The organism is Streptosporangium sp. LJ11, assembly GCF_051918945.1.
Classification (GTDB): Bacteria; Actinomycetota; Actinomycetes; order Streptosporangiales; family Streptosporangiaceae; genus Streptosporangium.
On record NZ_JBPXMB010000017.1, the window covers coordinates 19,063 to 45,718 of the forward strand.

Here is a 26,656-nt window from a genome sequence, read left to right on the forward strand (position 1 = left end):
CCCGGCGCCGGGACCCTGACGTCCCCGCACGGGGCGTCAGGGTCCACGGCCAGGGTCCACGGCCAGGGTCCACGGCCAGGGTCCACGGCCAGGGTCCACGGCCAGGGTCCACGGCCAGGGTCCGGTGGCGTGAATCGGGGACGCCGTCCGGGCCGCGTACGACGTTCCGGAAATCAGCGCATACGACGTATCAGCCGCTTCATGGGTGCTCGGGGGCGCTCGTGAACGTCCAGGGCACGAACCCTGACCGGGACGGCCGCGCGGCCGTCCCGGAACCGACGAGCAGTGGAGAAGAAGTGCCGATCGTCCAGAACGTGAGGAACAGCGGGAGCGGGGAGAACCCGGCCGGCGAGGTCCGGGAGGACCCGGCGGGAGGGAGCGCCGTGCTGACCGGCGAGAGACCGGTCCCGAGCCCCTCCGGCGGGGAGTTCGCCATCGTCACCAGCGGGCTGACCAAGCGCTTCGGAGGCGGCCAGGTGGCCGTGGACACCCTCGACCTGGCCGTCCCCGGCGGGTCGGTGTTCGGCTTCCTCGGTCCCAACGGCTCGGGCAAGACCACCACGATCCGCATGCTGCTCGGCCTGGTGACCCCGACGGCCGGGGACTGGCGACTGCTCGGCACGCCGATGCCCGGCGGGGCGGGCGGCGTGCTGCCCAGGGTGGGTGCCCTGGTCGAGGGGCCGGCCTTCTACCCCTACCTGTCGGGCGAGACCAACCTGCGCCGCTACGACGCCGCCGACCCCTCGGCCGACCCGCGCACCGTCTCGGCCAGGATCGGGTACGCGCTGGAGCGGGTGGGCCTGGCCGCCGCGGCCCGCAAGCGCTACCGGGCCTACTCGCTCGGCATGCGCCAGCGGCTGGCCATCGCCGCCGCGCTGCTCGGCCCGAGGGAGCTGCTGATCCTCGACGAGCCGACCAACGGCCTGGACCCGCAGGGCACCCGCGAGGTGCGCGGCCTGGTCAAGGAGATCGCCGCCGAGGGGACGACGGTGTTCGTCTCCTCCCACCTGCTGGCCGAGGTGGAGCAGATGTGCTCCCACATCGCCGTCATGCGGACCGGGCGGCTCGTCGCCCAGGGATCCATCGCCGAACTGCGCGCGGGGGAGACGGTCAGGATCCGGGTGGAGACCCCCGACACCGTCGAGGCGGCGGCCGTGCTGGCCGGGCTCGGCCTGCCGGAGATCCGTCTCGGCGACGGCGACGTCAGCGCCGCGCTGGGCACCGACGCGCCGGAGCGGGTGTGCGCCGCCCTGGTCGCAGGCGGCGTCGCCGTCCGCGGCCTGGCCGTCCAGCGGCCCAGCCTTGAGGACATGTTCGTGGGCCTGACCGGGGAGGGATTCGATGTCGACGGTTAGCGGGAAGGAAGCCGTGTCCACCGAGAACGCCACACGCACCACTCCCGGCGGGGAGCCCGCCACGGGGGCGGGCCTCGCGCCGGAAACGGCCCTTACCCCGGAAACGGCCCTTACCCCGGAAACGGCCCTTACGCCGGGAACGGGCCTCGCGGGCGGGCACGTCTCCGGGGGCCCGGCCCCCGCCGGGCGGGCGGTGGGCGCCCCCCGGGCGTGGCTGCGGCTGCTCGGCTCGGAGGTCGGCCTGATCTTCCGGCGGCCGAGGAACCTCGCCATGCTCGCGGTGCTCGCCGTGATCCCGGCGCTGATCGGGATCACGCTGCTGACCTTCAGCGGATCCATGGGCGACGGGCCCGGTGGGCCCGGTGGCGGGTCGGCGATCTTCGAGCGGGTCACCGGCAACGGGCTGTTCCTCACCTTCGCCGCGCTCTCGGTCCTGGTGCAGTTGCTGCTGCCGGTCACCGTCGCCGTCGTCGCCGGAGACTCGATCGCCGGGGAGGCGGGCATCGGCACGTTGCGCTACCTGCTCGCGGCCCCGGCCGGCCGGACCCGCCTGCTGGCCGTCAAGTACGTCGGCGTGATCTTCTTCTGTCTGGCCGCCGTCACCGCCGTGGCGCTGTCCGCGCTGCTCACCGGCCTGCTGCTGTTCCCCGCCGGCCCGATCACGCTGCTGTCGGGAGGGACGATCCCCTTCCTCGACGGCGTGCTGCGAATCGGCGTCGTCGTGCTGTACGTCACCGCGGGCATGGCCGCGCTGGCCGCCATCGCGCTGGCCCTGTCGACCCTGACCGAGGTGTCCGTCGGGGCCATCGCCTCGACCGTGGTCGTCGTCATCGTGGCCCAGGTGCTGGGAGTCATCCCTCAGCTGTCGGTGATCCGGCCGTACCTGCTCACCGACTGGTGGAACGGCTTCGACGGGGTCCTGCGGGATCCGGTCGCGACCGGCGAGATGGGGCAGGGGCTGCTGGTCTTCGCCGCCTACGTCACCGTCTTCGGCTCCATCGCCTGGGCGCGCTTCACCGGCAAGGACATCACCGCCTGACCCCACCGCACGCCTTCTCCGTCCTGTCCCGGATCTCGTCCTTCGCCGGTCCCCGCGTCCCCTGAGGCGCGGGCGTCCGGAGGCCGTGCGGGAGGTCGCGCCGAGTCATGCGGAGGGAGTGCCGGGTCCGGGGAGCGGAACGGCCGGCTTTCCGTGCCCTGCGGTCCGGAATCGCGCGACGCCGGGGTTCCGGACCGCCGCCCCTGCTTCTCGCGCCGTCTCCGGTCGGGAAAGACAGGGAAAGACAGGGAAAGACCGGGAAAGAGGTGACGGGAAACTCATTTTCCGGTGGAGACCTCGAAGCCCTGCCGCCGCGCGTAGGCGCTGAGCTGCAGCTGCCAGGCCCTCAGGCCGATGTCGAGGTCGGTGGCGTTCGAGAGCGACCGTCCCACGCTGTCGCCGAAGAGACTGTTGGCGTAGAGCTGGAACGGCAGGTACTGCCAGCCCCTCGCCACCTGCGTGGAGCCCTTGCTGAACAGCCTGTTGGCCCGCTGACCCCCCAGGATCGGGATCTCGACGTCGAGGAACCTCTTGTTCCTCAGCAGGCCGGTCGTCGCGGGGAACACCCCGGAGACGGTGTTCAGCGACCTGACAGCCTCGGGATCGGAGTTCAGCCACCGGGCGAACCCGAAGGCGGCGAGCCGGTGCTTGCTCGTCGAGAGCACGGACACGCCGGAGCCGCCGTTCTCCGCGTTGACCGGTTTCCCGGCGTCCCAGCGCGGGATGGGCGCGGCGCGCCACTGGCCTTTGGTCTGCGGGATCGCGCCCTCGATGACGCCGGGTGCCCAGGCGCCCGTTATCCACAGCGCGTACCTGCCGCTCGCCATGTTCTTCCACCACGCGTCGCTCCAGGTCACGGCAGGTTCGACGAGCTTTTTCCGCGTCAGTCCGGTCCACAGCCTCGCCCACCGCCTGGTCCCTCTGTCCTGCAGGTCGATCCGGAGGGTCATGGCGTTCTCGATGCCGAACGGCCGCCCGCCCGCCTGCCAGATCAGGCTGTCGGTGATGCCGGAGTCGGTCGGGTCGACGCTGGTGACGAAGACGCGGGGGTCCTTCTTCCTGATCTTCTCGGCGACCGTCACGAACTCCCCCCAGGTTTTCGGCGGCGTCAGGCCGAGCCGATCGAAGACGTCCTTTCGGTAGATCATGGTCATCGGGCCGGTGTCCTGGGGGATCGCGTAGACGCTGCCGTTGAGGTCCACCTGGTCCCAGGCCGAGGGACTGAACTCCTTCACCAGTTCTTCGGCGCCGTAAGGGTTGAGATCGGTCACGACTCCGGAGAACGCGAAGCGGGGCAGCGCGAAGTACTCGATCTGCGCCACGTCGGGAATGCCGATGCCGGTCTTCAGCGCCATCCGGAGCCTGGCGTACTCGCCTCTGGATCGGCCGGCGTTGACCAGATTGATCTTGACCTTGGGGTACTTCCGCTGGAACAGCGCCACCGTCCTTCGGAGGTTGGGCACCCACGACCAGAACGTCAGCGTGGTCTCGGTCCGCAGGGCCCTCTCGATGTCGGCGGCTCTGATCTCGGGTGGCGGAGACTGCGAGGGGTGGTGGGGCGGCACGCCGCAGGCCGCCAGGGCGAGCAGGACGATGGAGAGCGCGGCGAGCGCTGTGGCGCGCGTGCTGTGCCGCATGACGAGGACCTCCATGAGGGGCGGGAGAACGTTGCCCGGCGGCTTCGGCCGACGGAACAGGCTGTGCCGCGGGAGGGGGAGGCGATGGGCCGGCATAAGGGAGGTGATGTGACGGGCATAACGGTAGAACGCTGCCCTGAGCTGCAAACATTTCCGAAACGTGCGGCCCGCCGCCCCGTTTTACGGCACGGTGACGGGCCGGCGCCGCCGTGAAAGACCGGGAGGTGCGTGACGCGGCACCCTCCCGCGAGGCGGGCGGCCGGTGACGGAAAACGCGGGGCGGCCCCGGGAAAGGAGGTTCCCCAGGGCCGCCCCGCGCGCTCGGAAGGAGACCGGAAGACGGTCGGAAGGCGATCAGGAGGCGATCAGGAGGCGATCAGGAGGCGATCAGGAGGCGCGGCCCCGGCGCAGGCCGAACGCCGCGACCACGAGCCCGGCGAGCCCGAGCACCAGCCCGGCCCCGCCGAGCAGGCGGGCGGTGCCGTCCGAGCTCTCCGAGGCGGCGACGGGGGCCACCGACGGCGCCGACGCCGCCGGGGCCGTGGCCGAGGGGGTGGCGGAGGCGCCGTGGCCGTCTCCCCCGGCGGGGGCGGGGGTGAGCTTCAACGTCGGGGCCGGGCGCTCGGGCTCGGAGCCGTCGGCCTTGGGCTCGTCCGCCCACTTGACGACCTCGCCGCCGCTGTAGGTCTGGGTGGCGGGGAAGACGAGCTGGTCGGTGTCGGTGGGCAGCGCGCCCATGGACACCTCGAATTCCTGGAACTGGCCGGGATCGATCTTCCCGCCCGACCAGGTGACCTTCGTGACCGCCTCGGTGAGCTCGCCGTACTCGGTGGTGATCGGCTTGGGCAGCTTGCCCTCGACCACCTTGACGTCCCAGCCCGGCACCGGCTTGACCGAGACGAAGGCCAGCGGGTGGTCGGTGGGGAAGGTCACCTCCAGCTTGGTCGTCGAGGCGTCGTCGCGCTCGTTCGGGACCCGGAAGGCGACCTTGGTGAAGCCGCCCTGCTGGGCGCTGCCGGGATTGATGGTGACGTGCGCGAGGGCGGGAAGGGCGAGACCGAGGGTGATGGCGGCGGCACCGGCGGTGACGGCGGCCAGACGGCGGCAGGCGTGCGTGAGCGACACGGGGTTCTCCACTTCGGGATGTCGGGATTTCGGGTTTTCCGGGGTCGGGTCAGGCGGCGGGAAGCGGAGGACCGCGCCGGCTGACGGAGTGACGGAGGACGGCGCGCGCGGGAACGGGCGCGGCCGGGACGTATGCGGGACCCGGCGGGCGGGCGACGGCGGCGGCGGACCGCAGCCGCGGGAACATGGCGCCGAGGCGGCGGCCGGCCGAGCGGAGCAGCACCCACAGGGCGCTCTCGCCACGGGCCAGCCACCATCCGGTGATCAAGGTCGCGGTGAGGTGCGCGACGAGCATGCCGAGGCTCTCGCCCAGCCCCCTGACGTGTGGATGCGGGGGCGGTATCCCCGCGACGCCACCGAGCGCGAACAGCTCGTGCAGCGACAGCTGCAGGGTGGCGAGCCCGGCGTTGATCGTCATCATCGACCGCTCACGCCCGGCGAGCAGCACGGCCGTCGCCATGACCGCCGCTCCCGCCGCGGCCACCACCCACGGCCGCGGCCAGGAACCGCCCGCGGCCACGTGGCCGAGGACGGCGAGTGCCAGGCAGACGGCCGAGAAGGTGGCCGCGCGCATGAGGCGTAACGGGAGGCGGGCGCGCATGGTGCCCCATATGTTCTCACGCCCTGGGATGTCTGCCGTTCTGGAGTTTTTGTCGCTATGGTTGCCGCGACCGTGACCGGTCCTTCGAGCCGAGGTGGTGGCGATGCGGCACGTCGTTGGGGTGCTTGTCGGGCTGGTCGTGACAGCCGTGCTTCTCTTCGGCGCGGGCTGGGCCGTGCAGGAGGCGGGGGCGAGTCTGGTGCCCCTCCCCGCGGAGAGCGGTTCGAAGACCTGGGTCGCCCTCGGGGTGATGGCCGGGATCGGTCTCCTGGTCGGCCTGGTGGTCGCCGGTCGCGTCTCCCCGCTGGCGACCTTCGTCCCGTCGATGGTCCTGCTCGCCTGGACCGTGGTCTACGCCCTGGACGTCAGGCGAGCCATGGGCCTGGTCCCCGACGATCCGACCTTCCACGAGGTGCTCCTGCAGGCCGGTCGTGGCATGGGCCTGCTGCTGACCACCGGCGTCTACGCGCTCCTCGGCATCCTGCTGTTCCTGCCGGTGCTGATGCCCTCCCGCTGGGCGCCGCGGTTCCGGGGCGACGAGGAGGAGTACGAGGAGTCCGACGCACAGGGTTACCGCTGAGCCCTGGATCGCCGGGGCCGCACCCGTCGCCGCGCGTCCGCAGGGCCCGCGCCGTCCCCCCGGTCACCGCCGGCGGTGACCGGCCGAGCTGACCGAGCCCTCCGCGCCGGTGTCCTCCTCGCGGTCCCCCTCATCCCGGGGGGTCTTCTCCTTGCGAGCGGCCTCCTCGCGGGCGGGCTCCCTACCGCTCGCCCTCCCGGAGGGCGGGGCGGCCTTCCCCACGCCGGCGTGCCGGCCCTCCGGGTCGGCCCCGAGCGGCTGCGCCTCCTCCAGGGGGAGCCGGAGGACGAACCGGGCCCCTCGCGGCGAGTCCTCGATCAGCAGGGTTCCCTCGTGGGCGTGGGCGATGTCGCGGGAGATGGCGAGGCCGAGCCCGCTGCCGCCGGAGTCGCGCAGACGTCCGTCGTCCAGGCGGGTGAAGCGTTCGAAGACGCGCTCGCGGTCGGCCGGCGCGATGCCCGCGCCGTCGTCGACCACGGCCACGACGGCCTTGCCGTCCGCGAAGCCGACGGAGACCTCGACGCGGCTGTCGGCGTGCCGCCGCGCGTTGCTCAGCAGGTTGTTCACCACCCGGATCAGCTGGATCCGGGAGCCCCGGACCGTTACGCGGGCGGTCACCTGGACCCGTACGGGCATACCGGTGCCCTGGGCCGCCTCCTCCGTCACGAGGGCGCCGAGATCGATCAGCTCCTTCGGCGCCGGTTCGGGGGCGCGCAGCCGGGCCAGTTGCAGCAGGTCGTTGACGATCGCCTCGAGCCGGCCGCTGGCCGTCAGCGCGCTCCGGATGGTGTCGCGCGGATCGACGTCGTCGGGGTAGAGCAGGGCCTCCTCCAACTGCACGCGCAGGCCCGCGATCGGGGTCCTGAGCTCGTGGGAGGCGGTGGAGGCGAAACGGCGCTGCTGCTCCACGGCCTCCTCCAGGCGGGCCAGGGTCTGGTTGGCGGTGCGGGCGAGCAGCGCGATCTCGTCCTCGCCCGAGGGGATGGGCACCCGCAGGCTCAGGTCGCTCACCGTGATCTCGGACATCCGCGCGCGGATCGCCGCCACCGGGCGTAGCGTCCGCCCCACGACGCACCAGGTCATCCAGGCCGCGAGGGCCAGGAGGATGAGAACGCCCGCGGCGATGAAGTACTCCAGGTGGTGCTCGTGCAGGATGGCGGGCTCCTCGAGGCCCGCGTAGACCACCGGGGAGTCGGCCGCCGGAGAGACCCGGATGGCCATGACCATGACGGATCCCTCGGTCAGCTGCTGGAACCGGTCGTCGGCGGGGGGGCGGCTCGTGCTGATCGGCGGCAGGCCCGTGGCCTGCCTGCTGGAGTTGACGACCACGCCGTGGGCGTTCACCAGCTGGACGAGGTCGACCGGGGCGGTGGCGGGGATCGGGTCGGGGATGTTGCCGATCCGCACCAGCGCGCTCCACTGGCTGGCGACCCGCTCGGCGTTGCCGAAGCCGTCCTCCTGGATCCGGTAGCGGATCGCCATGTCGATGCTCGTTCCCACCAGGGCGAGGATGACCAGCAACAGCATCGTCGTGATGATCGTGTAGCGCGCTTGGATCGAGCGCATGCGCCGCCCCCTCATGGTGACGTCAGCGCCGAGAGGCTGCCCAGCAGGTTCAGGGCGTGCGCGGAAGGGCTTCCGGGCTCGGCCTGGAAGACGATCAGTTTCTGGCCGGAAGAGCCGTTGATGTTGAACACCTCGTACGTGAGCGTCAGGTCGCCGACGTCATGATGGCGGAAGCGTTTGGTCGCGACGTTCTCGCCGGAGACCTCGTGGCGCGCCCACATCCGCCGGAAGTCCGTGCTCTTGAGCGAGAGTTCGCCGACCAGCTCGGTCAGGCAGGGATCGTCGAGGTCCGCGCCCGCGATGGCGCGCAGCTGGGCCACCTTGGAGCGGGCGGACTCCTCCCAGTCGCGGTAGAACCGGCGGGAGGCGGGGTTCAGGAAGATCAGCCGGAGCAGGTTGTCCCGGTGGTCCAGCCCGTCGTAGAGCGCGTCGGCCATCTGGTTCGAGGCCAGCACGTCCATCCAGCGGCTGGTCACGATCGCCGGGGTGTAGGGCCAACTCCGTATCAACCGTACCAGTGCCGGTTTGACCTGGGCCGGCTGGTCGGCGGTTCTGGACCGCCGCGGCCCGGGGTGCGCCAGCTGGTGCATGTGAGCCGCGGCGTCGGCGGTGAGGTCGAGGACCTGCATGAGGGCGCCGAGCACTCGCTCGGACGGGTGACGTTCCCGTCCCTGCTCCAAGCGAATGTAGTAGTCGGTGCTGACTCCGGCCAGCATCGCCACCTCTTCCCGGCGCAGCCCCGGTGTGCGCCGGGAACCGGCAGGCAGGAGCCCCACCTGTTCGGGGGTGGTGAGTTCACGCCGAGCGCGCAGGAACTCACCCAGGAGATTGTCGCTGTCCATAGCGTTACGGTATGTCAGAACCCATTTGACAAGGTGGCAGTATTACTCCCACGAACGCTCCCCAGTCTTGACGAACGCCCTGGTGGGAGCTTTTTCTAAGGTTTCTTTCCGATCGTTTCCCCCTCCGGGCCGATGATCGTCGAGCCTTGTCCGATCGCGTTTTACCTTTGTCCCTCCGATGCCATTTGCGGCTACGCGCGGGGGATTCCAGTGGTAAAGGGCGACGGGAAACGGTCACCGGAAAGCGGGTTTTCGCATGGAGGGGAGCCGGGGGGTCAAGAGGGTTCCAAGCGCGAGTGAAGGATGGCCCCACGCCATCGGGATCATGGAAATGTGATTAACGTCACTCTTGCTTCGCCAGAGATTGTCGGGTGGGCATCTTGACCTTCTGCCGGCGGGTGGCGTACAAGGTCGTTCGCTCCGTCCGGCCCCGGCCCCGGCCCCGGCCGCTCGCGGTGACGCGCCCCGGGGTGCCGCCCCCGGACGTCCGGCGGTCAGCCGGAGTAGAGGCGGGTGACCACCTCCTCGATGGAATCCCCCTCGGGGGCGGTGGCGCGCAGGTCGTCGAGGGTGCCGTCGAAGGCCAGGCTGCCGTGGTCGATCAGCATCACGCGGTGGCAGAGCTTCTCGATGTCGCCCATGTCGTGGGTGGTGAGCAGGACGGTGGTGCCCCGGTCGGCGTTGAGATGCCGCAGGAAGTCGCGCATGGCGGCCTTGCTCACCACGTCCAGGCCGATCGTGGGCTCGTCGAGCACCAGCACGGCGGGGTCGTGCAGGAGGGCGGCGGTGATGTCGCCGCGCATGCGCTGGCCGAGGCTGAGCTGGCGGACCGGGGTGGCCATGAAGGGGGCGAGGCCGAGGATCTCGGTCAGCTCGGCCAGCCTCCGCCGGAAATCCGGCTGATCTACTTTGTAAAGGTGCCGGATCAGCTCGAAACTGTCCCGCAGCGGAAGATCCCACCACAGGGTCGTGCGCTGGCCGAACACCACCCCGATCCTGCGCGCCAGGGCCACGCGGCGGCGGGTCGGATCGAGCCCGGCGACCCGGATGCTGCCCGAGGTCGGCGCCAGGATGCCGGTGAGCATCTTGATCGTGGTGGACTTGCCCGCGCCGTTGGGGCCGAGGTAGCCGACGAACTCCCCGGCCTCCACGGTGAACGACAGGTCCCGTACGGCGTGCACGGTCTTCCTGGCCCTGCGGCGGCCCACGGTGAACGAGCGGCCGACCCGGTCGAGTTCGATCATGTGTCAACTTCCCGTCGAGCGGTAGCGGCGGATGCCCGCCCGCCAGGCGAGGGCGGCGACGGCGGCCAGCAGGACGGCCGCCAGGGGCGAGGCGAAGCGGAGCCAGTACGGCAGGCCGAGGGGATCGTCGCGGTCGAGCACGAACAGCGCGGGCTGCCAGTTCACGAACGCCAGCGGCACGACGAAGGTGACGCCCTTGACGAGTTCGGAGCCGTAGACGCTCAGGGGGTACTGGGTGAGGGTGCCGCCTCCGTAGGTGAAGGCGTTGGCCACCTCGGGCGCGTCGGTCAGCAGGAACTGCACGGCCCCGCCGAGGGCGAAGACCGAGGTGAAGATGACGAGCCCGCACACGACCATCAGCGGGATCATCCAGGCCCTGCCCCAGCTGAGGCCGAGCTGGGGCAGGGCGACGGCGAGCACGACGGCCGCCTGGGCCAGTCTGCCGAAGCGGTGCACCCCGAAGCGGTCGACGGCCATCTGCGTGAACGCGCTCGCCGGGCGGATCAGCATGGTGTCGAAGCTGCCGCTTCTGATGTGCTGGCTGAGCCGGTCGACGTTGCCGAAGAGCATGTCGGCCAGTGCGAAGGACAGGCCGGCGGTACCGTACAGGAACATCACCTCGGCCAGGGTGAAGCCGCCGAGCGATCCGGTGTGCTCGAAGATCACCCAGATCGCCGCCACGTCCAGCGCGTTGACCGCGAACGAGCCCAGCGTCATCATGATCAGCGGTCCCGGGTACTGTGCGGAGGCCCTCAGCCAGGTCCAGGCCAGCAGGAGGTACGTCCTCACCATCGGGCGCCTCCCCCGGCCGTCTCCCATGCGTGGTCCCGGGGGTCCCGGCCGTTGTCGTCACCCACCCTGGATCACGACCTTCCTGCGGGCCGCGTTCGTGACCAGGGCTCCCAGGGCCAGCAGCGCCACCGCCCACATGGCCTGGAACCCCAGGGCCTCGAGGGCGTCGCGCTTGCCGAGGTAGAGGTCGGCGGGGACCTGGACCATGGCCGACCAGGGGAGTGCCTCGGCGAGGGTGCCGAGCCAGCCGGGGAAGAGGTTGAGGGGCAGGACCATGCCGCTGAAGAAGAAGGTCATCACCAGCGAGATGGTGTGCACCCCCCGGTCGTCGATGATCCAGCAGGCGGACAGCGCGACCAGGTAGCGCAGGGCGAAGCTGACGATTATCCCGAGGATGAGGCCGGCCATGAAGGACAGCCAGGTCAGCGGGTCGCCCGGTACGACGAGGCCGAACAGGGCGGCGCCGACGACCGTGGGCGGCAGGCTGCGGCCGAGGAAGAGGTAGCAGGCCCGGCCGAGGTCGTCGGCGAGATTCCACATCTGCAGGGACGCGGGGCGGAGCAGGTCGAGGGCCACGTCCCCGCTGCGCACGCGTTCGGATAGCTCCAGGCCGCCGCCGAAGACCTGCATGGGGCCGATGAAGGCCTGGCTGAGGAAGCAGAAGGTCACGGCGTCGGCGAGGTCGTACCCGGCGAGACCGGGACGGGCCTGCCAGAGGGCGATCAGGACGTAGGCGCGGAGGATGCCGAAGACGGTGTTGGTGAATGCTCCGGCGACGGCGGCGGCGCGGTAGGTGGAGTGGCGGCGGAAGCCGTACCCGGCGATGCGCGCGTAGAGCAGGAAGGCTGCCTCCTGGAGGGTGTCAGGACAACCCTCCTATCCTCCTTGGCGCTTCTGGGGGAGGCAATGGATTTTCGGTGGCGCGCGGGGGCGGGGCGCGGCGGGACCGGTCGTCGATGTGGTCTGTTTCCGGGTTTGGAGGGATGGTGACGTTCGGTGTGCGGGCGTGTCTTGAGAGTGATGTATACATGCGTGATACTTAGTTGTAATCTCTCCGATATGTTCAATCGCCGATAAAAGACCATTCTGAGGGGAATGTCCTTTTTTGGAGGTCCCCCATGCGCGACGAGATCGATATGGATGTCAGTCCGGTCTACCCCTTCAGCTGGCAGGCCGCGACCCTCAACGCGATCATGCGCGGCACGTTCAAGCCCATCTCCGACCTGCTGCTGAGGAACGACGTCGGCTTCGCCGCGGCCTCCCGCATCGTCGCGCTGGCCGGCAGGGTGCCGTTTCGCCTGCCCGTCCACGTGCGCGTGACCCCCGACGAGGCGGGGGCGTGCCCGGGGGAGTGGATCCGCGCGGGGGAGGAACTCGACGAGGGCAAGGTGCTGCTCTACTTCCACGGCGGAGGCTACTTCTCCTGCTCCCCGGCGACCCACCGGCCGATCACCTGGCGTCTGTCGGCCGCGACCCGGCGCCCGGTGCTGGCGGTCGACTACCGCCAGGGCCCCGTCCACCGGCCGGCCGAGGCCCTCGAGGACGCGATCGCCGCCTACCGATGTCTCCTGGAGCACGGCTACGGCCCCGGCGACGTCGTCTTCGGCGGGGACTCCGCCGGGGGTCACCTCACCCTGGCCGCCCTTCTGGCGCTCCGTGACCAGGACATGCCGCTGCCGGCCGCCGCCGTGTGCCTGTCCCCGTGGGCGGACCTGACCGGCGCGCCCCGCAGGGTCAACCGGCTGCTCGACCCGATGATCCCGGCCGGCCGTGTCGACTGGCTCGCCCGCCGCTGGACCGCGGGGCTCGACCCCCAGGACCCCCTGCTCTCCCCGGTCCTCGGCGACTACACCGGCCTGCCCCCGCTGATGATCGTCACGGGCTCCACCGAGGTCCTGCGCGACGAGGGCCGCCGGGTGGCCGAGCGGGCCCGTGCCGCGGGGGTGCCGGTCATGTACGAGGAGTGGCCCCGCATGCCGCACGTCTTCGCCATCCTCGCCGACGTCGTCCCCGAGGCCCGCGAGGTGTACCCGCACATCGCCCGCTTCCTCGTCGCGACCCAGGACCTCATGCCCGGCCACGCCACCTCGAAGGGGAGCCGCGCTCCGGCCGCCCTGGAGGTGCCCGACCTCTCGGCCTCGGACCTTTCCGTGTCGGACCTGCCCGTCCCGGACCTTCTCCTGCCGGGCCTCGCCGTCCCCGGTCTCGCCCAGCCGGTCGCCTCCCCCGAGGAGACCTCCGCCCCGGCTCCGCGGAACCCGTCCGCGCGCTCCGCCTCCACCGCCGCCTGAGGCGTTCCCGGGCGTGCGCCCGAGAGCCGGCGCGCGCCCTTGCCGCTGGTCACACCGTCCCGCCCCGTCCCAGGGGCATCCCGTACACCACGGATTCCTTACCCCGGGGGATCATTCGCCTTACCTCTCATATCCCTTCTGACCGGTCGGGAGCGAAGGACGCTCGAATCCCGCCACAGTGTGCTTGCCGTAGCCCGCGCACGAGAGGCTCAACGAGGATGGCACGTGGGGGAGCAGGTCCCGTGAACGGCATGCCGACCGGTGTGCGGCCGCTGACCGTCGGGGACCCGGTCATCATCGGCCGCTACCTTCTGCTCGGCCGCCTCGGAGTAGGTGGGATGGGCATCGTCTACCTGGCCGAACACCCGCAGGGTGGGGTGGTGGCACTCAAGACGCCGCACCCGATGCATCTCAACGATGCCACGCTCCGCGCCCGTTTCGCCGAAGAAGTGCGATTCTCCCGGAGAGTGGTGCCTTTCTGCACCGCCGCGGTGATCGAGGACGGCACCGACAAGGACCGTCCCTACCTGGTGTCGGAGTACGTCCCGGGCCCCGCGCTGTCCCAGGTGGTCTCCGCGCACGGCCCCCTCACCCCCGACCTGGCGTACGGCGTCGCCCTGGGGGTGGCCGCCGCGCTGGTGGCGGTGCACGAGGCGGGGCTGGTCCACCGCGACCTCAAACCCGGCAACGTGCTTTTGTCCGACACCGGCCCCCGGGTGATCGACTTCGGTATCGCCAGGGACGTCGACGTGCTCGCCGCCCACACGCAGGCGGGACAGGTCATGGGCAGCCCCGGCTGGGTCGCCCCCGAGCGGCTCACCGGCGGGCTCGCGCTGCCCGCCTCCGACGTCTTCGCCTGGGGCTGCCTGATCGCCTACGCGGCCGCCGGCCACCACCCCTTCGGCGCGGGGGAGGCGGACGTGCTGACCCGGCGCATCCTGGTCGAGCCGCCGAGGGTGGCCTCGGTGCCCGCGCTGCTGCGCCCGGCGGTCGAGGCGTCCCTGGCCAAGAACCCCGCCGAGCGGCCCAGGGCCGCCGACCTGCTCGGCGCGCTGCTCGCCGCGGGCGGCGTGGGCGACCCGTGGGACCTGCGCGAGGCGGTCGCCGAGGTGCTGGCGGCGATCTGGACGCCGGTGCCCTGCACCCCGGGAGCCGGGAGGGTCCGGCTCGCGGCAGCACCTTCGCCACCCTCGCCGTACTCGTCGTCCCTGCCCTCGTCGCCCTCGTCGCTCCACGACGAGCCCTCGGTACCGGTGAGGATCCCCGGCAGGGGGTCCCGCAGGGCCGGGCCGCGTAAGGGGGCGCACCTGTCGCAGGCCGGGTTCGCGGCGCTGGCCACGGTCTCCATGGCGGCGGTCACCGTGGCCGCCGCGACCGGTGGCGGCGGGCCCGGTCCCGTCGGCGACCCCGGCGTTCCCGAGCCCGTTCCGCTGGTCCTTCCCGCCGACGGCACGCCCTCCGCCTCCGTCTTCGGCGCCGGCACCCGCCCGCCCACCGGCAGGCCGCGGGTGCCGGCGCCGACCACCCCCTCCACCGTCCAGATCACCACCACCAGGACCGTCTCGCTGCCCACCGCGGGCCATGACGGCCACGACGGCCGGGAGGACCCGCTGCCGGAGCGCCCCCGGGGACCTCGTGGCTCGGGCGGCTCGCCGGACGACGGCGACGACCCGCGGAACTGCGCGGACACGACCGCCAAGGGCAAGGGCAAGGGCCGGGCCAGGGACTGCCCGACGGCCTCGAGCGATCCCAAGCCCTCCTTCACCCAGATCCCGCAGACCGGCGACGGGGAGAGCCCGTCCCCGACACCCACCGCCCCGGCCCCCTCGGGGACGACCATCACCCCGCAGCCCACCCCCGGCCCCTCCATGCAGATGGGCTGAGTCATCCTTTTAGGACGATTTACAAGGAGATATCGGTGCATCGGTTAAAGTGAGCGCCGCGAATCGAGGCGGAGGGGGATACCGATGGGCGGGCCTGTGGCCGGTGCGGTGGAACTGAGCGGCGTCGGGGTCCGGGTGGTCGGCCGTACCCTGCTGGACGGCATCGGCTGGCGGGTCGGATACGGGGAGCACTGGGTGGTCCTCGGCCCCAACGGGGCCGGGAAGACCACGCTGCTCTCGCTGGCCGCCGCCGTACGCCATCCCACCGAGGGGGCCGTCACCGTGCTCGGCCAGCGGCTGGGCCGGGTCGACCTGCGGGAGCTGCGCCGCCACATCGGCCTCGTCGCGGCCAGCCAGCGGCTCGTCGACGAGGAGCTGCTGGAGGAGGAGGGCGCCACCGCGCACACCGTCGTCCTGACCGGCCACACCGGGACCAGCGCCCCGCTCTGGGACCGCTACGGCCCCGCCGAGCACGAGCGTGCCCACCACCTGCTGGCCGACATGGGCTGCAAGGACCTCGCCGACCGGCTTTTCCGCGTCTGCTCCCAGGGTGAGCGGGCCCGTGTCCGCGTCGCCAGGGCGCTGATGGCCGATCCGGTGATCCTGCTGCTGGACGAGCCGTTCGCCGGCCTCGACCTGCCCGCCCGCGAGGACCTGATCACCGCGGTGGAGGACCTGGCGGCGACCCGCCCGGCGCTGACCACGGTCACCGTCACCCACCACCTGGAGGAGGTCCCGGCCACCACGACCCACGCCCTGCTGATGCGCGACGCCCGCGTCCAGGCGGGCGGGCCGGTGGAGGAGATCCTGACCGCGGAGAACCTGTCGGAGTGCTTCGGGCGTCCGCTGCGCGTCGACCACCTCGACGGCCGCTGGTCCGCCCGCGCGGTGCGCGGCTGAAGGTCCCGCGGCGGGCGGGGCGCCGGCCGGCCGTGAGGCGGGCGGGCCATGCCGGCGACGGAGCGACCGGAACGCGGGGCTATCTGCGGAAAAAGCGGTGTTATGCGGGTGATCTTCCCGGTACGGTGTCACGCATGGCGACCAAGCTGAACCAGATCCTCGCCGTGGAGAAGGGCGTCAAGTCCGACACCCAGCGCAAGGTGACCGACGCTTACCACACGATCCAGAAGAACGCCCTGCTGTCGGGCCTCTCGCGGACCTACCAGCCCATCGACGACGAGGGCGAGCGGCTGCCCCCGGAGTCGACCCGGGTCCAGGTGCAGGGCGAGGACCTGCTCAAGCAGGTCGGCGCCGCGCTCACCCGGCTGTTCGACGTCACCGCCACCAAGGACTGGGCCAACTGCTCGGCGCGGGCCGACGTGAAGGTCGACGGTTCCACCCTCCTGGAGGACGTGCCCGTCACCTATCTCCTGTTCCTGGAGAAGCAGCTGGTCGACCTGCACACCTTCATCGCCAAGCTGCCCGTCCTGGACGCCGCCGAGGCCTGGACACTGGACCAGTCGACCGACTGCTGGCGGACCGAGCCGGTCAAGACGACCCGGACCAAGAAGGTGCCCCGCAACCACGTCAAGGCGGAGGCCACCGACAAGCACCCCGCCCAGGTCGAGGTCTACCACGAGGACATCGTCGTCGGCTTCTGGACCAAGGTCACCTTCTCCGGGGCCGTGCCGCAGAAGCGGGTCAACGAGCTCCTGGAGCGGGTCGGCAGGCTCCAGAACGCGGTGAAGTTCGCCCGGGAGGAGGCCAACGGCACCGAGATCACCTACCAGCGCGTCGGTGAGAAGGTGATGGGCTACCTGCTCGGGTAAGATCACAGGACTCCCCGTCGGAGCGCGGGGATGCGCGAAAGCGCGAAAGCTGAAACTGAAACCGTCAGACTGACACGCGGCCACAGTGGGGGTTCGAATCCCTCCCCCGGCACCACCTGCCGGGGTAGCCCAACCGGTAGAGGCAACCGCTCAAGCTCAGGCTCTCGCTCCAGATTCAGCATTCGCCGCCGGGCGCCGGATCGAACGGATGCGGGCGACGATGGTCGAGTGCGGGTTCGAGTCCCGCTGGACGCTCCACGTGCGTCTATAACTTAACGGCAGAGTGCGACCTCATCATGAGTGACCCGGATCCTTAAACGTGCCGGTGCCGCGATATGGCGGCACTCCAGGCCCTCGGGGAATGGATACTTCCCCGGGGGCCGTCGCCTTCCCGCCGCCGGTCTCCGGCCGAGGGGGTCAGTCCTTCTTGCGCTGGCGGATCAGGCCCATGAACCCCGGGCTGGGCTTGAACCTCGCCGTCCAGGTCTCCGCGATCTCCAGCGGTTCCCCGGTCTGCGGGTTGCGCCCGCTCCGCGCGGGCCTGTGCACCATCTCGAAGGAACCGAATCCGGGAATCGCCACCTTGTCCTCGGCCGCCACGGCCGTCTGGATCGTCCCCAGGATCGCGTCGAGAGCCGCGGCCGTCTGCCTCCGGGTGAGCCCGGCCTCGGCGGCGGCCTTCTCGATCAGCTCGCGCTTGTTCATGGGAACAGTTAACGCCATCACCACCCGGTGAATCGAGCCCCGTTCCCCACTCGTCGCGCGGGTGTGACGTCCCCGCGGTGACCGGGTCCTCGCGCGGCCGCCCGTCTTGCGCTCGCCGCGCGGGTGCCCGCCGTTTCGGGTGGCGGGCACCCGGCCTCGTTCAGCGGTCGGGCTGGGCGGCCAGCCGTTCCGCCTCCGTGTGCAGTGCCTCGACGAGGATGAGCTCCAGAAGGAGATCTTCGTCAACGAGGCCGATCAGAACATCCATCGAGCCTCCCTGACTACTCGACGCCTCAGAGGTCGCGGAAGTTGACACGCGTACCGAACAAGACTCGGACATGATCCACTGTTGATCGTTCGCATACGCGGGGGCTCGCTACGCGGGGACCAGTTCGGCCAGGTCGACGTGCTCTCCGACCTCGCGGATGTTCATGCAGTACGCCACCAGGACCCGCCGACCGTCGATCCGGCGGGTGACCAGCAGACAGGGGCCGTCGTGGACCACGATCGCCTCAACCTCGATGCCCTGGGGGCTTCGCCAGATACCCATGAGCTCGAGGCTACGGAGAACCGGGTAAGGGCGGGGTAACCAAACGGGCATATCGTGCTACACGGCATGGAGGCTGTGGATCTATATGTATGCCCTCTGATGATTAACCTGGTGGCTTTGGGTAGCAGGACGCTGGAATTACCGTCATCAGGGAGAAAACACCATGGCTTTGCCCAAGCTCACCCCCGAACAGCGTCAGGCCGCCCTGGTCAAGGCCGCCGAGATCCGTACAGCTCGCGCCAAGCTTCTCGCCGAGGTCAAGACCGGCGCGCTCAGCCTGGAGCAACTGCTTGGCCGTGAGGACGACATCGCCAAGCGCATCAAGGTGTCGCAGGCTCTGCGGGCCCTGCCCGGAGTCGGGACCGTCAAGGCCGCGCAGTTGATGGCGCAGGCCGACGTGGACGAGGCGCGCCGTCTGGGAGGCCTCGGTACCCAGCAGCGCCGCAAGCTCATCGAGGCCGTCGGCCGCTGAGATGCCGCCCGCCGTCCGCCGCCCGCGTCCCCGGGGGAGAGGCTCCCGGGGACGCGGGCCGTGGGGAACGGGTACGGGAGGGGCCGCCGTGGCCGGTGCGCTGAGCGCGAGGCGCGGGAAGGGGCCGAGGCGGGGAGGCCCCGCCGCGCGGACTCGGGGGAGATCCGCGCGGCGGGGCCCCTCGACCTGGCCGTCGGGCTCGTCCGGGGAACCGTCCCATGCCCTGGGAGCGTCCGGTCGAGCCCGGTCCGGAGAGTCAGTGAGCCTCTGCGAACTGCTGCTCCTCCGTCGACCCCTTCAGGGCCGTGGTGGAGGAGTCCGGCGCGATGGCCGTGCTGACCAGGTCGAAGTATCCGGTGCCGACCTCGCGCTGGTGGCGGGTGGCGGTGTAGCCGCGCGCCTCGGAGGCGAACTCGGCCTCCTGGAGCTCGACGTAGGAGGTCATGCCGTCCTCGGCGTAGCCGCGGGCGAGGTCGAACATCGAGTGGTTCAGTGAGTGGAAGCCCGCCAGCGTGATGAACTGGAACTTGTAGCCCATGTGGCCGAGCTCGCGCTGGAACTTGGCGATGGTGGAGTCGTCCAGGTGCTTCTTCCAGTTGAACGAGGGCGAGCAGTTGTAGGACAGCATCTGGTCGGGGTGCTCGGCCTTGATGGCCTCGGCGAACTCGCGGGCCACGTCCAGGTCCGGGGTGGAGGTCTCCATCCAGAGCAGGTCGGAGTGGGGCGCGTAGGCCAGGCCGCGGGCGATACAGGCGTCCACGCCGTTGCGGACCCGGTAGAAGCCCTCCGCGGTACGGTCGCCGGTGGTGAACGCCTGGTCGCGGGGGTCGACGTCGGTGGTCAGCAGGGTCGCGGCCTGAGCGTCGGTCCGCGCGATGACCAGGGTCGGCACGCCCAGCACGTCCGCGGCGAGGCGGGCGGCGCTGAGGGTCTTGATGTGCTGGCCGGTGGGGATGAGCACCTTGCCGCCCAGGTGGCCGCACTTCTTCTCCGAGGCGAGCTGGTCCTCCCAGTGCACCCCGGCCGCGCCCGCGGCGATCATGCCCTTCATCAGCTCGAAGGCGTTCAGCACGCCGCCGAAGCCGGCCTCGGCGTCGGCCACGATCGGCGCCAGCCAGTGCGGCGCGTCCCGGTCGTCCTCCGACCAGGTGATCTGGTCGGCGCGGAGCAGCGCGTTGTTGATGCGCCGCACGACGGCCGGGACCGAGTTGGCCGGGTAGAGGCTCTGGTCGGGGTAGGTCTGGCCGCCGAGGTTGGCGTCGGCGGCGACCTGCCAGCCGGACAGGTAGATGGCCTTGAGCCCGGCCTTGACCTGCTGCACGGCCTGGTTGCCGGTCAGCGCGCCCAGGGCGTGCACGTATTCCTCGGTGTTCAGCAGGTCCCACAGCCGCTCGGCGCCGAGCCGGGCGAGGGTGTGCTCCTCCTGGACGGAGCCCCGGAGCCGAACCACGTCCTCGGCCGTGTAGGTCCGCGTCGTCCCCTTCCAGCGAGGGTTGGTCTCCCACTCGCGCCGCAGCTCGTCTGCGGCTCCCTTGAGGCGATCATTCATGATGCGACTCCTTTTCGTCCCCTGGGTGCCTAGTTCGAGTGTGTGCCTCGGCGAAACGGTCAAACAAGGTCGACTCGGACGAAATAATGAAGATTATTCTCCTAGGATCAATACTCATCGGTATTTGGAGGGGAAGAAGTTAATAGTTTTCTCTAAGGACTAGACCAATTCTTGTGCGGGGATCAGGTGTTCGCAGGCCGGCACCGGGGGTGCGCACCGGTTTCGGGTTGGCGGAGATCTCCGGCGGGCCGGCGCGGTGATCGCCACCGGTGGACCGGGGCCCCCGCGCGGGCGCGCCCGGCGGGGCGACACCCCCGCCTACCGCTACCTCGTCATGGGAGCCCCCGCGCGGGCGCGCCCGGCGGGCTCCGGCGGCGAGCGCGGCGGACGCTCCAGGACGAGTGCGGCGACATCCGTCCGGGTGACCCGCAAGGAGATGAAATTTCCTCGGAAATTTCGTTTAGCATCGGGTCATGGCATCTTTGGTGGGTGAAGAACCGCTTTCCTTGACGCAGGAGCTCGATCTCATCGCGTTCGGCCAGCGGCTGAGACACCTGCGCAAGCAGCGCGGCCTCACCCTTTCCGACCTGGGCGAACGCGTGAACCGCGCGCCCAGCCAGCTCTCCCTGCTGGAGAACGGCAAGCGCGAGCCGAAGCTGTCGCTGCTGAAGTCCCTGGCCGCCGCGCTCAACGTGCCGATCGAGGAGCTGCTCCGCAGGCAGGCCCCCAACCGGCGGGCCCAGCTGGAGATGGCCCTGGAGGAGGCCCAGCGCGACCCCCTGTACGCCGGGCTCGGCCTGGCCAGGCTGAAGATCTCCGCGCGGGTCCCCAACGACGTGCTCGAACACATCCTCGGCCTCTACGGCGAGCTGCGCTCACGCCAGGCCAGGGGGACCGCCACCCCCGAGGAGGCCCGCGCCGCCAACGCCGAGCTCCGCCGCAAGCAGCGTGAGCAGGGCAACTACTTCGCGGAGATCGAGCAGGCCGCCGCCGAGGCGCTCGCCGCGGTCGGCTACCGCTCGGGCGCGCTGTCGCAGAGCACGGTCCAGGCGCTGGTCGGCCACTTCGGCTACACCGTCCAGACGGTCCAGGACCTGCCGCGCACCGTGCGCTCCATCTCCGACCTGCGCAACCGGCGCATCTACGTCAAGCACGAGCAGGTCGGCATGCACACCCCGCGGACGATCCTGCTGCAGACCCTCGGCCACCTCTCCCTCGGCCACCACCGGCCCCGCGACTTCGCCGACTTCCTGCGCCAGCGGACCGAGGCCAACTACTTCGCCGCCGCCGTCCTGGTGCCCGAGGCCGCCGCCGTGCCGTACCTGCGGGAGGCCAAGAAGGACCGCGCGCTGAGCGTGGAGGACCTGCGCGACGTGTTCGCCGTCTCCTACGAGATGGCCGCGCACCGCTTCACCAACCTGGCCACCCATTTCCTGGACCTGGTCTGCCACTTCGTCCGCAACAACGCCGACGGGATCATCTACAAGGCGTACGAGAACGACGGCATCGTCTTCCCCGCCGACGAGCAGGGCGCGATCGAGGGCCAGCGCATGTGCCTGCAGTGGTCGGGACGCCAGGTCTTCCTGTCACCCGACCGCTTCTCCGTCCACTACCAGTACTCCGACTCGCCCACCGGCACCTACTTCTGTCTCGCCCACGTCGACATCTCACGTGAGCGCGACTTCGCCATCACCCTGGGCGTCCCGTACCGGGAGTCGCGCTGGTTCCGCGGCCGGGAGGTCACCACCCGCACCAAGTCCGGCTGCCCCACCGGCGACTGCTGCCGCCGCCCGCCCGCCGAGCTGACCCAGCGCTGGGAGGGGTACGCCTGGCCCTCGGCCCGCGGCAACTCCCACATCCTGGCCGCGCTGCCGCCCGGGTCCTTCCCCGGGGTGGACGAGGCCGACGTCTACACCTTCCTGGAGCGCCACGCCGCGGGCTGAACGCGCGGGTCCCGGCCTCACCCCGCGGGCGGGGCGGTCCGGTGCAACGTCAGGGACGGGTGGCCGTGGAACTGGTAGGCGCCCGCGCTGTCGGGGGCCTGCGCGCGCATGGACCGCAGCACCTCGGCCGGCGGCTCACCGGCGAAGCAGCGCCGGTAGAACTCCGGCGCCGGCCCGCCACCGGTGGACCAGAGCGGGACGACGACCCCGCTCGCGCCCGCGAGCAGGAACGCCCGGGCGTCCCCCGGCTCCTCCAGGAAGACGAACGGGCTCCCGGCCAGATCGTGGCCCAGCACCTCGGACGCGGCCCCGCCGTCCGTGAAGTGGACGACCTCGGGACCCTGGCCGAGCACGCCCAGGACGTCGCCGAGCGCGGGGGAGACCTGCGTGGCGCCGTACTCCGTCACCAGCGGGTGCGCCTGCGCCTCGCCGTGCACCACCGCGACGCGGTCGGCACGCGCGTCCGAGGGAGGGGGCAGCTCGGGACGCCGCCCGCCGAGGGGCCAGCGGCCGGTCACCGTCTGGCAGTTCAGGTAACCGGGGAGCGAGGGGTCGTAGGGATGCTCCAGCACGGCCAGCTCCCAGGGGACGTGCGGCTCCTGGGAGAGGATCAGCACGCTCGGGCGGCGCGGCGCCACCCGGCCGGCCACCGCGTTCAGCAACTCCCAGAAACCCCACGGCACGCGCGAGCCGACCTCCCGTCCCAGCTCCTCGGAGAGACGGCCCCGCCCCGTCAGACGCCCGCCGAACTCCGAGGCCCGCGTGCCGAGGTCGCAGAGCTCGGCGCGGTCGGGGGTGACGAAGTGCGGCGACTGGTAGGTCCACCACAGCCGTCCCGGCCTGTCGCCGTGCACGATGATCGCCGTGACGTCCGCGGGCTCGCCCATCAGGGCCGGGCGGATGCGGGTACCCGAGACCGGCTCCAGCGCCTCGTGCCCGCTCAGGCTGCCGGGCGAGCCGTGGACCGTGATCGCGCGCAGGCCGAACCCGATCACCTGGCCGCGTACCGTGTAGGTCGCCTGGATCTGCCGGGAGACCTCGGGCTCCTCCTGGGCGAGGGCGATCAGGTTGACCGCGGCGCGCGGGTACGGTGCCGTCTCGTCGGCGCGCAGCCGCACCCGCCACCCGCCGGGCGCGTCGAAGCCCTCGGCGACGATCTGGATGTCCAGGTCGAGCGGCTCGCGCGGTGTCGCGGTGCCGTCCTGCCCCTGGCCGGGGGCGACGCCGATCGCCACCTCGGCACCCCAGCCCGCGACCGCCTCGGCGGGGGACTCGATCAGCGGGATCCCCTTCCACTCCGATCCCGGCGCCACGGCGGGCGTCTCCTTGCGCCGCCTGCGGAAGGCGCCGGTCAGCCGGTCGAGGACCGAGGGGCCCCGCCCCTCGGTGGGAGCCGGCGCCACGGCGGGCGGTTCGGCCGGTGCCGGCGGCGACGGTGGCGGTGACGGTGACCCTTGGGGGGCCTGTGGTGTCCCCGGGAGCGGGGATGGGGATGGGGTCTGGGGGGCCTGCGGTTCCCGGGACGGCGACGGCCGGGGGAACGGCGGTTCCTGCGACGGTTCCTGCGACAGCCACGACGACGGCGACGGGAACGGCGGGGACTGGGGGGACACGGGGGGCACGGGGGGTGCGGGGTCCGACACCTGGTCGGGACGCAGCCAGTCGGCGCTCATGGCGCCGGTGGACGGCATGTCGCCGTACCCGTTGTCGCGCTCGGTGTCGCGCGGGTCCCCGCCCCGGTCCCGCGGTGCCCGCCCGGGACCCGGCGCCGGATGCCCCTGCCCTTCCGCGCCGGGAAGCGTCCAGTCCGGGGTGTAGGCGGCGGTCTGCGGAGCGTCGGCCGGATCCCGGCCGGAGGGGTCCGTACCGGTCGGCGGCGCCGCGCCCCAGGAGGGCGGCGTGGGACCCGCGCCGCCCGGCGTCGGAGGGCTGAGGCTGCTCCCGCCGCCCCCGTGCGGGCCGGACTCGGCGCCCGCTCCCTGGGACAGCAGGGGAAGCACCTGTTCGGCGGTGATGCCCCGGTCCAGGCTCAGCAGCGTGGTGAGCCGTTCCCAGGCGGGGCCGTACTCGGCGATGAGCATGATGACCGCGTCGGCCAGCTGCCCGGGAGGCCGGCTGCCCGCCTCGGCGAGCAGCGGATCCAGCCGGTCGCGAAGCTCGCCGGAGGCGCCGCCCATCAAGCTGTCGAGCTCGTCGCGGACGCCGCGCGCCGCCCGCATCACGGCTACCGGGTTCATGCCGTCCCCCCTCGTTCCGGACTGGACTGATCTTCCCACCTGCGCGATGGGGACGGGAGCCGGTAGGTGTGCGGAATCGGCGCCACATAAGGTGATACCCCTAACCACCGAGGTGATGGAAAGGACGGGTCGTGCTGCCTGAGGTCGAGGCGTGGCTACGCGGGCGCACCTCATCCTCGGCCGACTGGGCGCTGCCGGAGCTGCTGAGGGCCAAGGGGGAGACGACGATCAGCGTCGTGCTGCCCGCCCGCGACGAGGAGGAGACGGTCGGGGAGATCGTCGCCGCGATCCGCCGCGATCTCATGGAGGCCGTGCCGCTCGTCGACGAGCTCGTGGTCATCGACTCCCGCTCCGTCGACGACACCGCCGCGCGCGCCGCGCGGGCCGGGGCGACGGTGATCGCCCAGGACGAGGTCCTGCCCGATCTCAAACCGCTGGACGGCAAGGGTGAGGCGCTCTGGAAGTCCCTCGCCGCGACCTCCGGCGACCTGCTGGTCTTCGTCGACGCCGACCTGCGCGAGTTCCGCACGTCCTTCGTGACCGGGCTGCTCGGCCCGCTGCTCGCCGACCCGGCGGTGGTCTACGTCAAGGGCTGCTACGACCGGCCCCTGCGGAACGTGCAGAGCGGCGGCGGGCGGGTCACCGAGCTGGTCGCGCGCCCCCTGCTCAACCTGCACTGGCCGCGGCTGGCCGGGTTCGTGCAACCCCTCGCGGGGGAGTACGCCGGGCGCAGGTCCGTACTGGAGAGCGTCCCGTTCGTCACCGGCTACGGGGTGGAACTCGCCCTGCTGATCGACCTGCTCGACCTCGCCGGTCTCGACGCCCTGGCCCAGGTCGACCTGGGCCGCCGGGTGCACTCCCACCAGTCGACGGAGGCGCTCGGCGGGATGGCCGCCCAGATCCTGCAGACCTCGTGGTCACGCCTGGAACGCCAGAACATGATGGTCTCCCTGCACCGGCCCTCTCCCAGCCTCGCCCAGTTCCGCCGGGGCGCGGACGGCCACCAGGTGAGCGTCCGGGACGTCGCCGTCGCCGAACGCCCCCCGATGGTCACGATCCCGGCCTACCGCTCCGCCCGCTGAGCACGCGGTGGCCCGGCATCGGCACGGGCGGCGGAGTGGCGACGCGCCGACGGCCGACCCGGGTTCCGTCGTCGGCGACGCGTTCGGCGTCTGCCGTCGTCCCATTTTTAGATGATGGCTGACAGTTAAATTGCCGCGGCCATCTTCAAGGGATAGATTACATTCATCACCTAACGGGCCTCCGGAGAAGTGCGCCCACCACTGGTGGGACCTCCCGGCCCGACATCCCGATCCGGCGCCCGAGGCGCCGAGGGGGCCACTCCACGCCCGCTGTCGGCACCTCCCCGGCTCGCGTGCGGCCCTCGCGTGTGACCGGCCGTATGAATCTCAGAGAAGAGTCACCATGAAGCCCGCCCGCCCGCTCGCCCTGCTCGGCGCCGTCGCCGCCCTCACCGCCGTGGTCGCCACTCCGGCGGGCGCGGCCGGGGAAATCCACCGCGCGACGGCGAAGAAGCCCACCGTGGTTCTGGTGCACGGGTCGTTCGCCGACGCCTCCACCTGGAACAGCGTTACGCAACTCCTGCAGAAGGACGGTTACACCGTCGTCGCCACCGCCAATCCCCTGCGGGGGCCGGTCTCCGACGGTGCCTACACCTCAAGCATCCTGAAGAGCATCAAGGGCCCGATCGTGCTGGTCGGTCATTCCTACGGTGGAGCGGTGATCACCAACGCGGCCGCCCGCAACCCCCAGGTGAAGTCGCTGGTCTACGTCTCCGCGTTCATGCCCGACAAGGGTGAGACACTCGGCGAACTGGTGACGAGGTTCCCGGGCAGCGAGCTCGACGCGGCACTCAAGTCCGTGTCGTTCCAGAACGCCGACGGCACCAAGGGCACCGAACTCTACCTCCGGCCCGACAGGTTCGCAGGGATCGTCGCGCCCGACTTCCCCGCGCAGGACCTGGCCGTGGGGGCGGCCTCCCAGCGCCCCATCGTCGCCTCAGCGTTCACGGAGAAGGCCACGGTGGCAGCCTGGAGGACCATCCCCTCCTGGGTCCTGGTCTCCAGGCAGGACAAGGCCATCCCCGCCGCCCTCCAGCGCTTCGAGGCCAAACGCGCCCACTCCCACACCGTGGAGATCGACTCCAACCATGTCTCCCCGCTCTCCCACCCCGACGCCGTCACCGATCTCATCCTCGACGCCGCCGGAGCCTGATCGCCCGGTGGCCCTCGCTCCGGCGGGGACGGGCTCCGGCACCTTGTGGGACGCCCCGCTCGCGCGCCGGTGACACGTGTCGACCACAGGGGGACGCCGTACGTCGAAGTCGCGGACCCGGAGGACCGGCCGCTCCACGTCGAGGTGAGACTGGGGCGGGCGCCGGAGTGTCCGTACACCGGGACCGAACCGCGCGCGGTTCGCGGCCGGGAGCGAAGCCGGGCGCGGTGCGATCGTCGTG

23 protein-coding genes are annotated in these 26,656 nt (G+C 71.4%); 11 read left to right on the forward strand and 12 right to left on the reverse strand.

What is annotated here, in order from left to right:
• Window positions 1–296 precede the first annotated feature (296 nt).
• Window positions 297–1,355, forward strand: a complete 1,059-nt coding sequence (locus ACTOQ3_RS24450) for an ATP-binding cassette domain-containing protein (RefSeq protein WP_440085664.1) — start codon at window positions 297–299, stop codon at window positions 1,353–1,355.
• Complete coding sequence (locus ACTOQ3_RS24455) at window positions 1,342–2,394, forward strand: ABC transporter permease (RefSeq protein WP_440085665.1); 1,053 nt, start codon at window positions 1,342–1,344, stop codon at window positions 2,392–2,394. The genes ACTOQ3_RS24450 and ACTOQ3_RS24455 overlap by 14 nt, the downstream gene beginning before the upstream one ends.
• Before the next feature lie 278 nt (window positions 2,395–2,672).
• On the opposite strand, the gene ACTOQ3_RS24460 is transcribed toward ACTOQ3_RS24455, so the two are convergent.
• The 3 genes from ACTOQ3_RS24460 to ACTOQ3_RS24470 form a co-directional block, all read right to left on the reverse strand.
• Window positions 2,673–4,031 carry an ABC transporter substrate-binding protein gene (locus ACTOQ3_RS24460; RefSeq protein ID WP_440085666.1) on the reverse strand — a complete coding sequence of 453 codons (1,359 nt, stop codon included), beginning with the start codon at window positions 4,029–4,031 and terminating at the stop codon, window positions 2,673–2,675.
• Window positions 4,032–4,418: 387 nt separating this feature from the next.
• Window positions 4,419–5,156 carry a YcnI family copper-binding membrane protein gene (locus tag ACTOQ3_RS24465; RefSeq protein WP_440085667.1) on the reverse strand — a complete coding sequence of 246 codons (738 nt, stop codon included), beginning with the start codon at window positions 5,154–5,156 and terminating at the stop codon, window positions 4,419–4,421.
• Window positions 5,157–5,205: 49 nt separating this feature from the next.
• Entirely contained in the window at window positions 5,206–5,757 is a 552-nt protein-coding gene (locus ACTOQ3_RS24470; protein WP_440085668.1) for an MFS transporter, read from the reverse strand.
• Between the two features lie 103 nt (window positions 5,758–5,860).
• On the opposite strand from ACTOQ3_RS24470, the gene ACTOQ3_RS24475 reads away from it, so the two are divergent.
• Window positions 5,861–6,337: a hypothetical protein gene (locus ACTOQ3_RS24475; RefSeq protein WP_440085669.1), complete on the forward strand. Its 477-nt coding sequence runs from the start codon at window positions 5,861–5,863 to the stop codon at window positions 6,335–6,337.
• 63 nt (window positions 6,338–6,400) lie between these two features.
• On the opposite strand, the gene ACTOQ3_RS24480 is transcribed toward ACTOQ3_RS24475, so the two are convergent.
• The 5 genes from ACTOQ3_RS24480 to ACTOQ3_RS24500 all read right to left on the reverse strand — a co-directional run bounded on the left by ACTOQ3_RS24480 (window position 6,401) and on the right by ACTOQ3_RS24500 (window position 11,621).
• A complete protein-coding gene (locus ACTOQ3_RS24480; protein WP_440085670.1) occupies window positions 6,401–7,903 on the reverse strand; it encodes a sensor histidine kinase in 1,503 nt (500 codons plus the stop codon).
• An 11-nt stretch (window positions 7,904–7,914) separates the two neighbouring features.
• A complete protein-coding gene (locus tag ACTOQ3_RS24485; RefSeq protein ID WP_440085671.1) occupies window positions 7,915–8,745 on the reverse strand; it encodes a helix-turn-helix transcriptional regulator in 831 nt (276 codons plus the stop codon).
• A 494-nt stretch (window positions 8,746–9,239) separates the two neighbouring features.
• Window positions 9,240–9,989, reverse strand: coding sequence for an ABC transporter ATP-binding protein (locus ACTOQ3_RS24490; RefSeq protein ID WP_440085672.1), 750 nt, complete (start codon window positions 9,987–9,989; stop codon window positions 9,240–9,242).
• Window positions 9,990–9,992: 3 nt separating this feature from the next.
• Window positions 9,993–10,781 carry an ABC transporter permease gene (locus tag ACTOQ3_RS24495; protein ID WP_440085673.1) on the reverse strand — a complete coding sequence of 263 codons (789 nt, stop codon included), beginning with the start codon at window positions 10,779–10,781 and terminating at the stop codon, window positions 9,993–9,995.
• Window positions 10,782–10,838: 57 nt separating this feature from the next.
• Window positions 10,839–11,621, reverse strand: a complete 783-nt coding sequence (locus tag ACTOQ3_RS24500; protein ID WP_440085839.1) for an ABC transporter permease — start codon at window positions 11,619–11,621, stop codon at window positions 10,839–10,841.
• Window positions 11,622–11,917: 296 nt separating this feature from the next.
• Here ACTOQ3_RS24500 and ACTOQ3_RS24505 point away from each other — a divergent pair, with 296 nt between their 5' ends.
• The 4 genes from ACTOQ3_RS24505 (at window position 11,918) to ACTOQ3_RS24520 (ending at window position 16,724) form a co-directional block, all read left to right on the forward strand.
• Entirely contained in the window at window positions 11,918–13,072 is a 1,155-nt protein-coding gene (locus ACTOQ3_RS24505) for an alpha/beta hydrolase (protein ID WP_440085674.1), read from the forward strand.
• A gap of 251 nt (window positions 13,073–13,323) precedes the next feature.
• A complete protein-coding gene (locus ACTOQ3_RS24510) occupies window positions 13,324–14,955 on the forward strand; it encodes a serine/threonine-protein kinase (RefSeq protein ID WP_440085840.1) in 1,632 nt (543 codons plus the stop codon).
• Window positions 14,956–15,039: 84 nt separating this feature from the next.
• Entirely contained in the window at window positions 15,040–15,855 is an 816-nt protein-coding gene (locus tag ACTOQ3_RS24515) for an ABC transporter ATP-binding protein (protein WP_440085675.1), read from the forward strand.
• A gap of 134 nt (window positions 15,856–15,989) precedes the next feature.
• A complete protein-coding gene (locus ACTOQ3_RS24520) occupies window positions 15,990–16,724 on the forward strand; it encodes a DUF7873 family protein (protein WP_440085676.1) in 735 nt (244 codons plus the stop codon).
• A gap of 417 nt (window positions 16,725–17,141) precedes the next feature.
• Here the strand turns inward: ACTOQ3_RS24520 and ACTOQ3_RS24525 are convergent, their stop codons facing one another.
• The gene (locus tag ACTOQ3_RS24525) at window positions 17,142–17,429 is read right to left on the reverse strand and encodes an HU family DNA-binding protein (RefSeq protein WP_344750228.1); all 288 of its coding nucleotides are present in this window, start codon (window positions 17,427–17,429) and stop codon (window positions 17,142–17,144) included.
• A 376-nt stretch (window positions 17,430–17,805) separates the two neighbouring features.
• Window positions 17,806–17,979, reverse strand: a complete 174-nt coding sequence (locus ACTOQ3_RS24530; protein ID WP_350920360.1) for a hypothetical protein — start codon at window positions 17,977–17,979, stop codon at window positions 17,806–17,808.
• A 163-nt stretch (window positions 17,980–18,142) separates the two neighbouring features.
• Here ACTOQ3_RS24530 and mihF point away from each other — a divergent pair, with 163 nt between their 5' ends.
• Complete coding sequence (gene mihF / locus ACTOQ3_RS24535; protein WP_440085677.1) at window positions 18,143–18,451, forward strand: integration host factor, actinobacterial type; 309 nt, start codon at window positions 18,143–18,145, stop codon at window positions 18,449–18,451.
• Window positions 18,452–18,707: 256 nt separating this feature from the next.
• Here the strand turns inward: mihF and aceA are convergent, their stop codons facing one another.
• Window positions 18,708–20,000, reverse strand: a complete 1,293-nt coding sequence (gene aceA, locus ACTOQ3_RS24540; protein WP_440085678.1) for an isocitrate lyase — start codon at window positions 19,998–20,000, stop codon at window positions 18,708–18,710.
• 473 nt (window positions 20,001–20,473) lie between these two features.
• Here aceA and ACTOQ3_RS24545 point away from each other — a divergent pair, with 473 nt between their 5' ends.
• A complete protein-coding gene (locus ACTOQ3_RS24545; RefSeq protein ID WP_440085679.1) occupies window positions 20,474–21,943 on the forward strand; it encodes a helix-turn-helix domain-containing protein in 1,470 nt (489 codons plus the stop codon).
• A gap of 17 nt (window positions 21,944–21,960) precedes the next feature.
• On the opposite strand, the gene ACTOQ3_RS24550 is transcribed toward ACTOQ3_RS24545, so the two are convergent.
• Window positions 21,961–24,180 (reverse strand): hypothetical protein, encoded by a 2,220-nt coding sequence (locus ACTOQ3_RS24550; protein ID WP_440085680.1) that lies wholly within the window; start codon window positions 24,178–24,180, stop codon window positions 21,961–21,963.
• Window positions 24,181–24,311: 131 nt separating this feature from the next.
• On the opposite strand from ACTOQ3_RS24550, the gene ACTOQ3_RS24555 reads away from it, so the two are divergent.
• Both ACTOQ3_RS24555 and ACTOQ3_RS24560 read left to right on the forward strand, forming a co-directional pair.
• Window positions 24,312–25,262 carry a glucosyl-3-phosphoglycerate synthase gene (locus ACTOQ3_RS24555; RefSeq protein ID WP_440085681.1) on the forward strand — a complete coding sequence of 317 codons (951 nt, stop codon included), beginning with the start codon at window positions 24,312–24,314 and terminating at the stop codon, window positions 25,260–25,262.
• A gap of 343 nt (window positions 25,263–25,605) precedes the next feature.
• Window positions 25,606–26,415 (forward strand): alpha/beta fold hydrolase, encoded by an 810-nt coding sequence (locus tag ACTOQ3_RS24560; protein WP_440085682.1) that lies wholly within the window; start codon window positions 25,606–25,608, stop codon window positions 26,413–26,415.
• Window positions 26,416–26,656: the final 241 nt, after the last annotated feature.

Excerpts from the sequence above, each read along its gene's own strand:
- ACTOQ3_RS24455 (WP_440085665.1), top strand. The coding sequence starts at position 1,342 with ATGTCGACGGTTAGCGGGAAGGAAGCCGTGTCCACCGAGAACGCCACA.
- ACTOQ3_RS24460 (WP_440085666.1), bottom strand. The coding sequence starts at position 4,031 with ATGCGGCACAGCACGCGCGCCACAGCGCTCGCCGCGCTCTCCATCGTC.
- ACTOQ3_RS24470 (WP_440085668.1), bottom strand. The coding sequence starts at position 5,757 with ATGCGCGCCCGCCTCCCGTTACGCCTCATGCGCGCGGCCACCTTCTCG.
- ACTOQ3_RS24475 (WP_440085669.1), top strand. The coding sequence starts at position 5,861 with ATGCGGCACGTCGTTGGGGTGCTTGTCGGGCTGGTCGTGACAGCCGTG.
- ACTOQ3_RS24480 (WP_440085670.1), bottom strand. The coding sequence starts at position 7,903 with ATGCGCTCGATCCAAGCGCGCTACACGATCATCACGACGATGCTGTTG.
- ACTOQ3_RS24485 (WP_440085671.1), bottom strand. The coding sequence starts at position 8,745 with ATGGACAGCGACAATCTCCTGGGTGAGTTCCTGCGCGCTCGGCGTGAA.
- ACTOQ3_RS24490 (WP_440085672.1), bottom strand. The coding sequence starts at position 9,989 with ATGATCGAACTCGACCGGGTCGGCCGCTCGTTCACCGTGGGCCGCCGC.
- ACTOQ3_RS24495 (WP_440085673.1), bottom strand. The coding sequence starts at position 10,781 with ATGGTGAGGACGTACCTCCTGCTGGCCTGGACCTGGCTGAGGGCCTCC.
- ACTOQ3_RS24505 (WP_440085674.1), top strand. The coding sequence starts at position 11,918 with ATGGATGTCAGTCCGGTCTACCCCTTCAGCTGGCAGGCCGCGACCCTC.
- ACTOQ3_RS24510 (WP_440085840.1), top strand. The coding sequence starts at position 13,324 with ATGCCGACCGGTGTGCGGCCGCTGACCGTCGGGGACCCGGTCATCATC.
- ACTOQ3_RS24515 (WP_440085675.1), top strand. The coding sequence starts at position 15,040 with ATGGGCGGGCCTGTGGCCGGTGCGGTGGAACTGAGCGGCGTCGGGGTC.
- ACTOQ3_RS24520 (WP_440085676.1), top strand. The coding sequence starts at position 15,990 with ATGGCGACCAAGCTGAACCAGATCCTCGCCGTGGAGAAGGGCGTCAAG.
- ACTOQ3_RS24525 (WP_344750228.1), bottom strand. The coding sequence starts at position 17,429 with ATGAACAAGCGCGAGCTGATCGAGAAGGCCGCCGCCGAGGCCGGGCTC.
- ACTOQ3_RS24530 (WP_350920360.1), bottom strand. The coding sequence starts at position 17,979 with ATGGGTATCTGGCGAAGCCCCCAGGGCATCGAGGTTGAGGCGATCGTG.
- mihF (WP_440085677.1), top strand. The coding sequence starts at position 18,143 with ATGGCTTTGCCCAAGCTCACCCCCGAACAGCGTCAGGCCGCCCTGGTC.
- aceA (WP_440085678.1), bottom strand. The coding sequence starts at position 20,000 with ATGAATGATCGCCTCAAGGGAGCCGCAGACGAGCTGCGGCGCGAGTGG.
- ACTOQ3_RS24545 (WP_440085679.1), top strand. The coding sequence starts at position 20,474 with ATGGCATCTTTGGTGGGTGAAGAACCGCTTTCCTTGACGCAGGAGCTC.
- ACTOQ3_RS24550 (WP_440085680.1), bottom strand. The coding sequence starts at position 24,180 with ATGAACCCGGTAGCCGTGATGCGGGCGGCGCGCGGCGTCCGCGACGAG.
- ACTOQ3_RS24560 (WP_440085682.1), top strand. The coding sequence starts at position 25,606 with ATGAAGCCCGCCCGCCCGCTCGCCCTGCTCGGCGCCGTCGCCGCCCTC.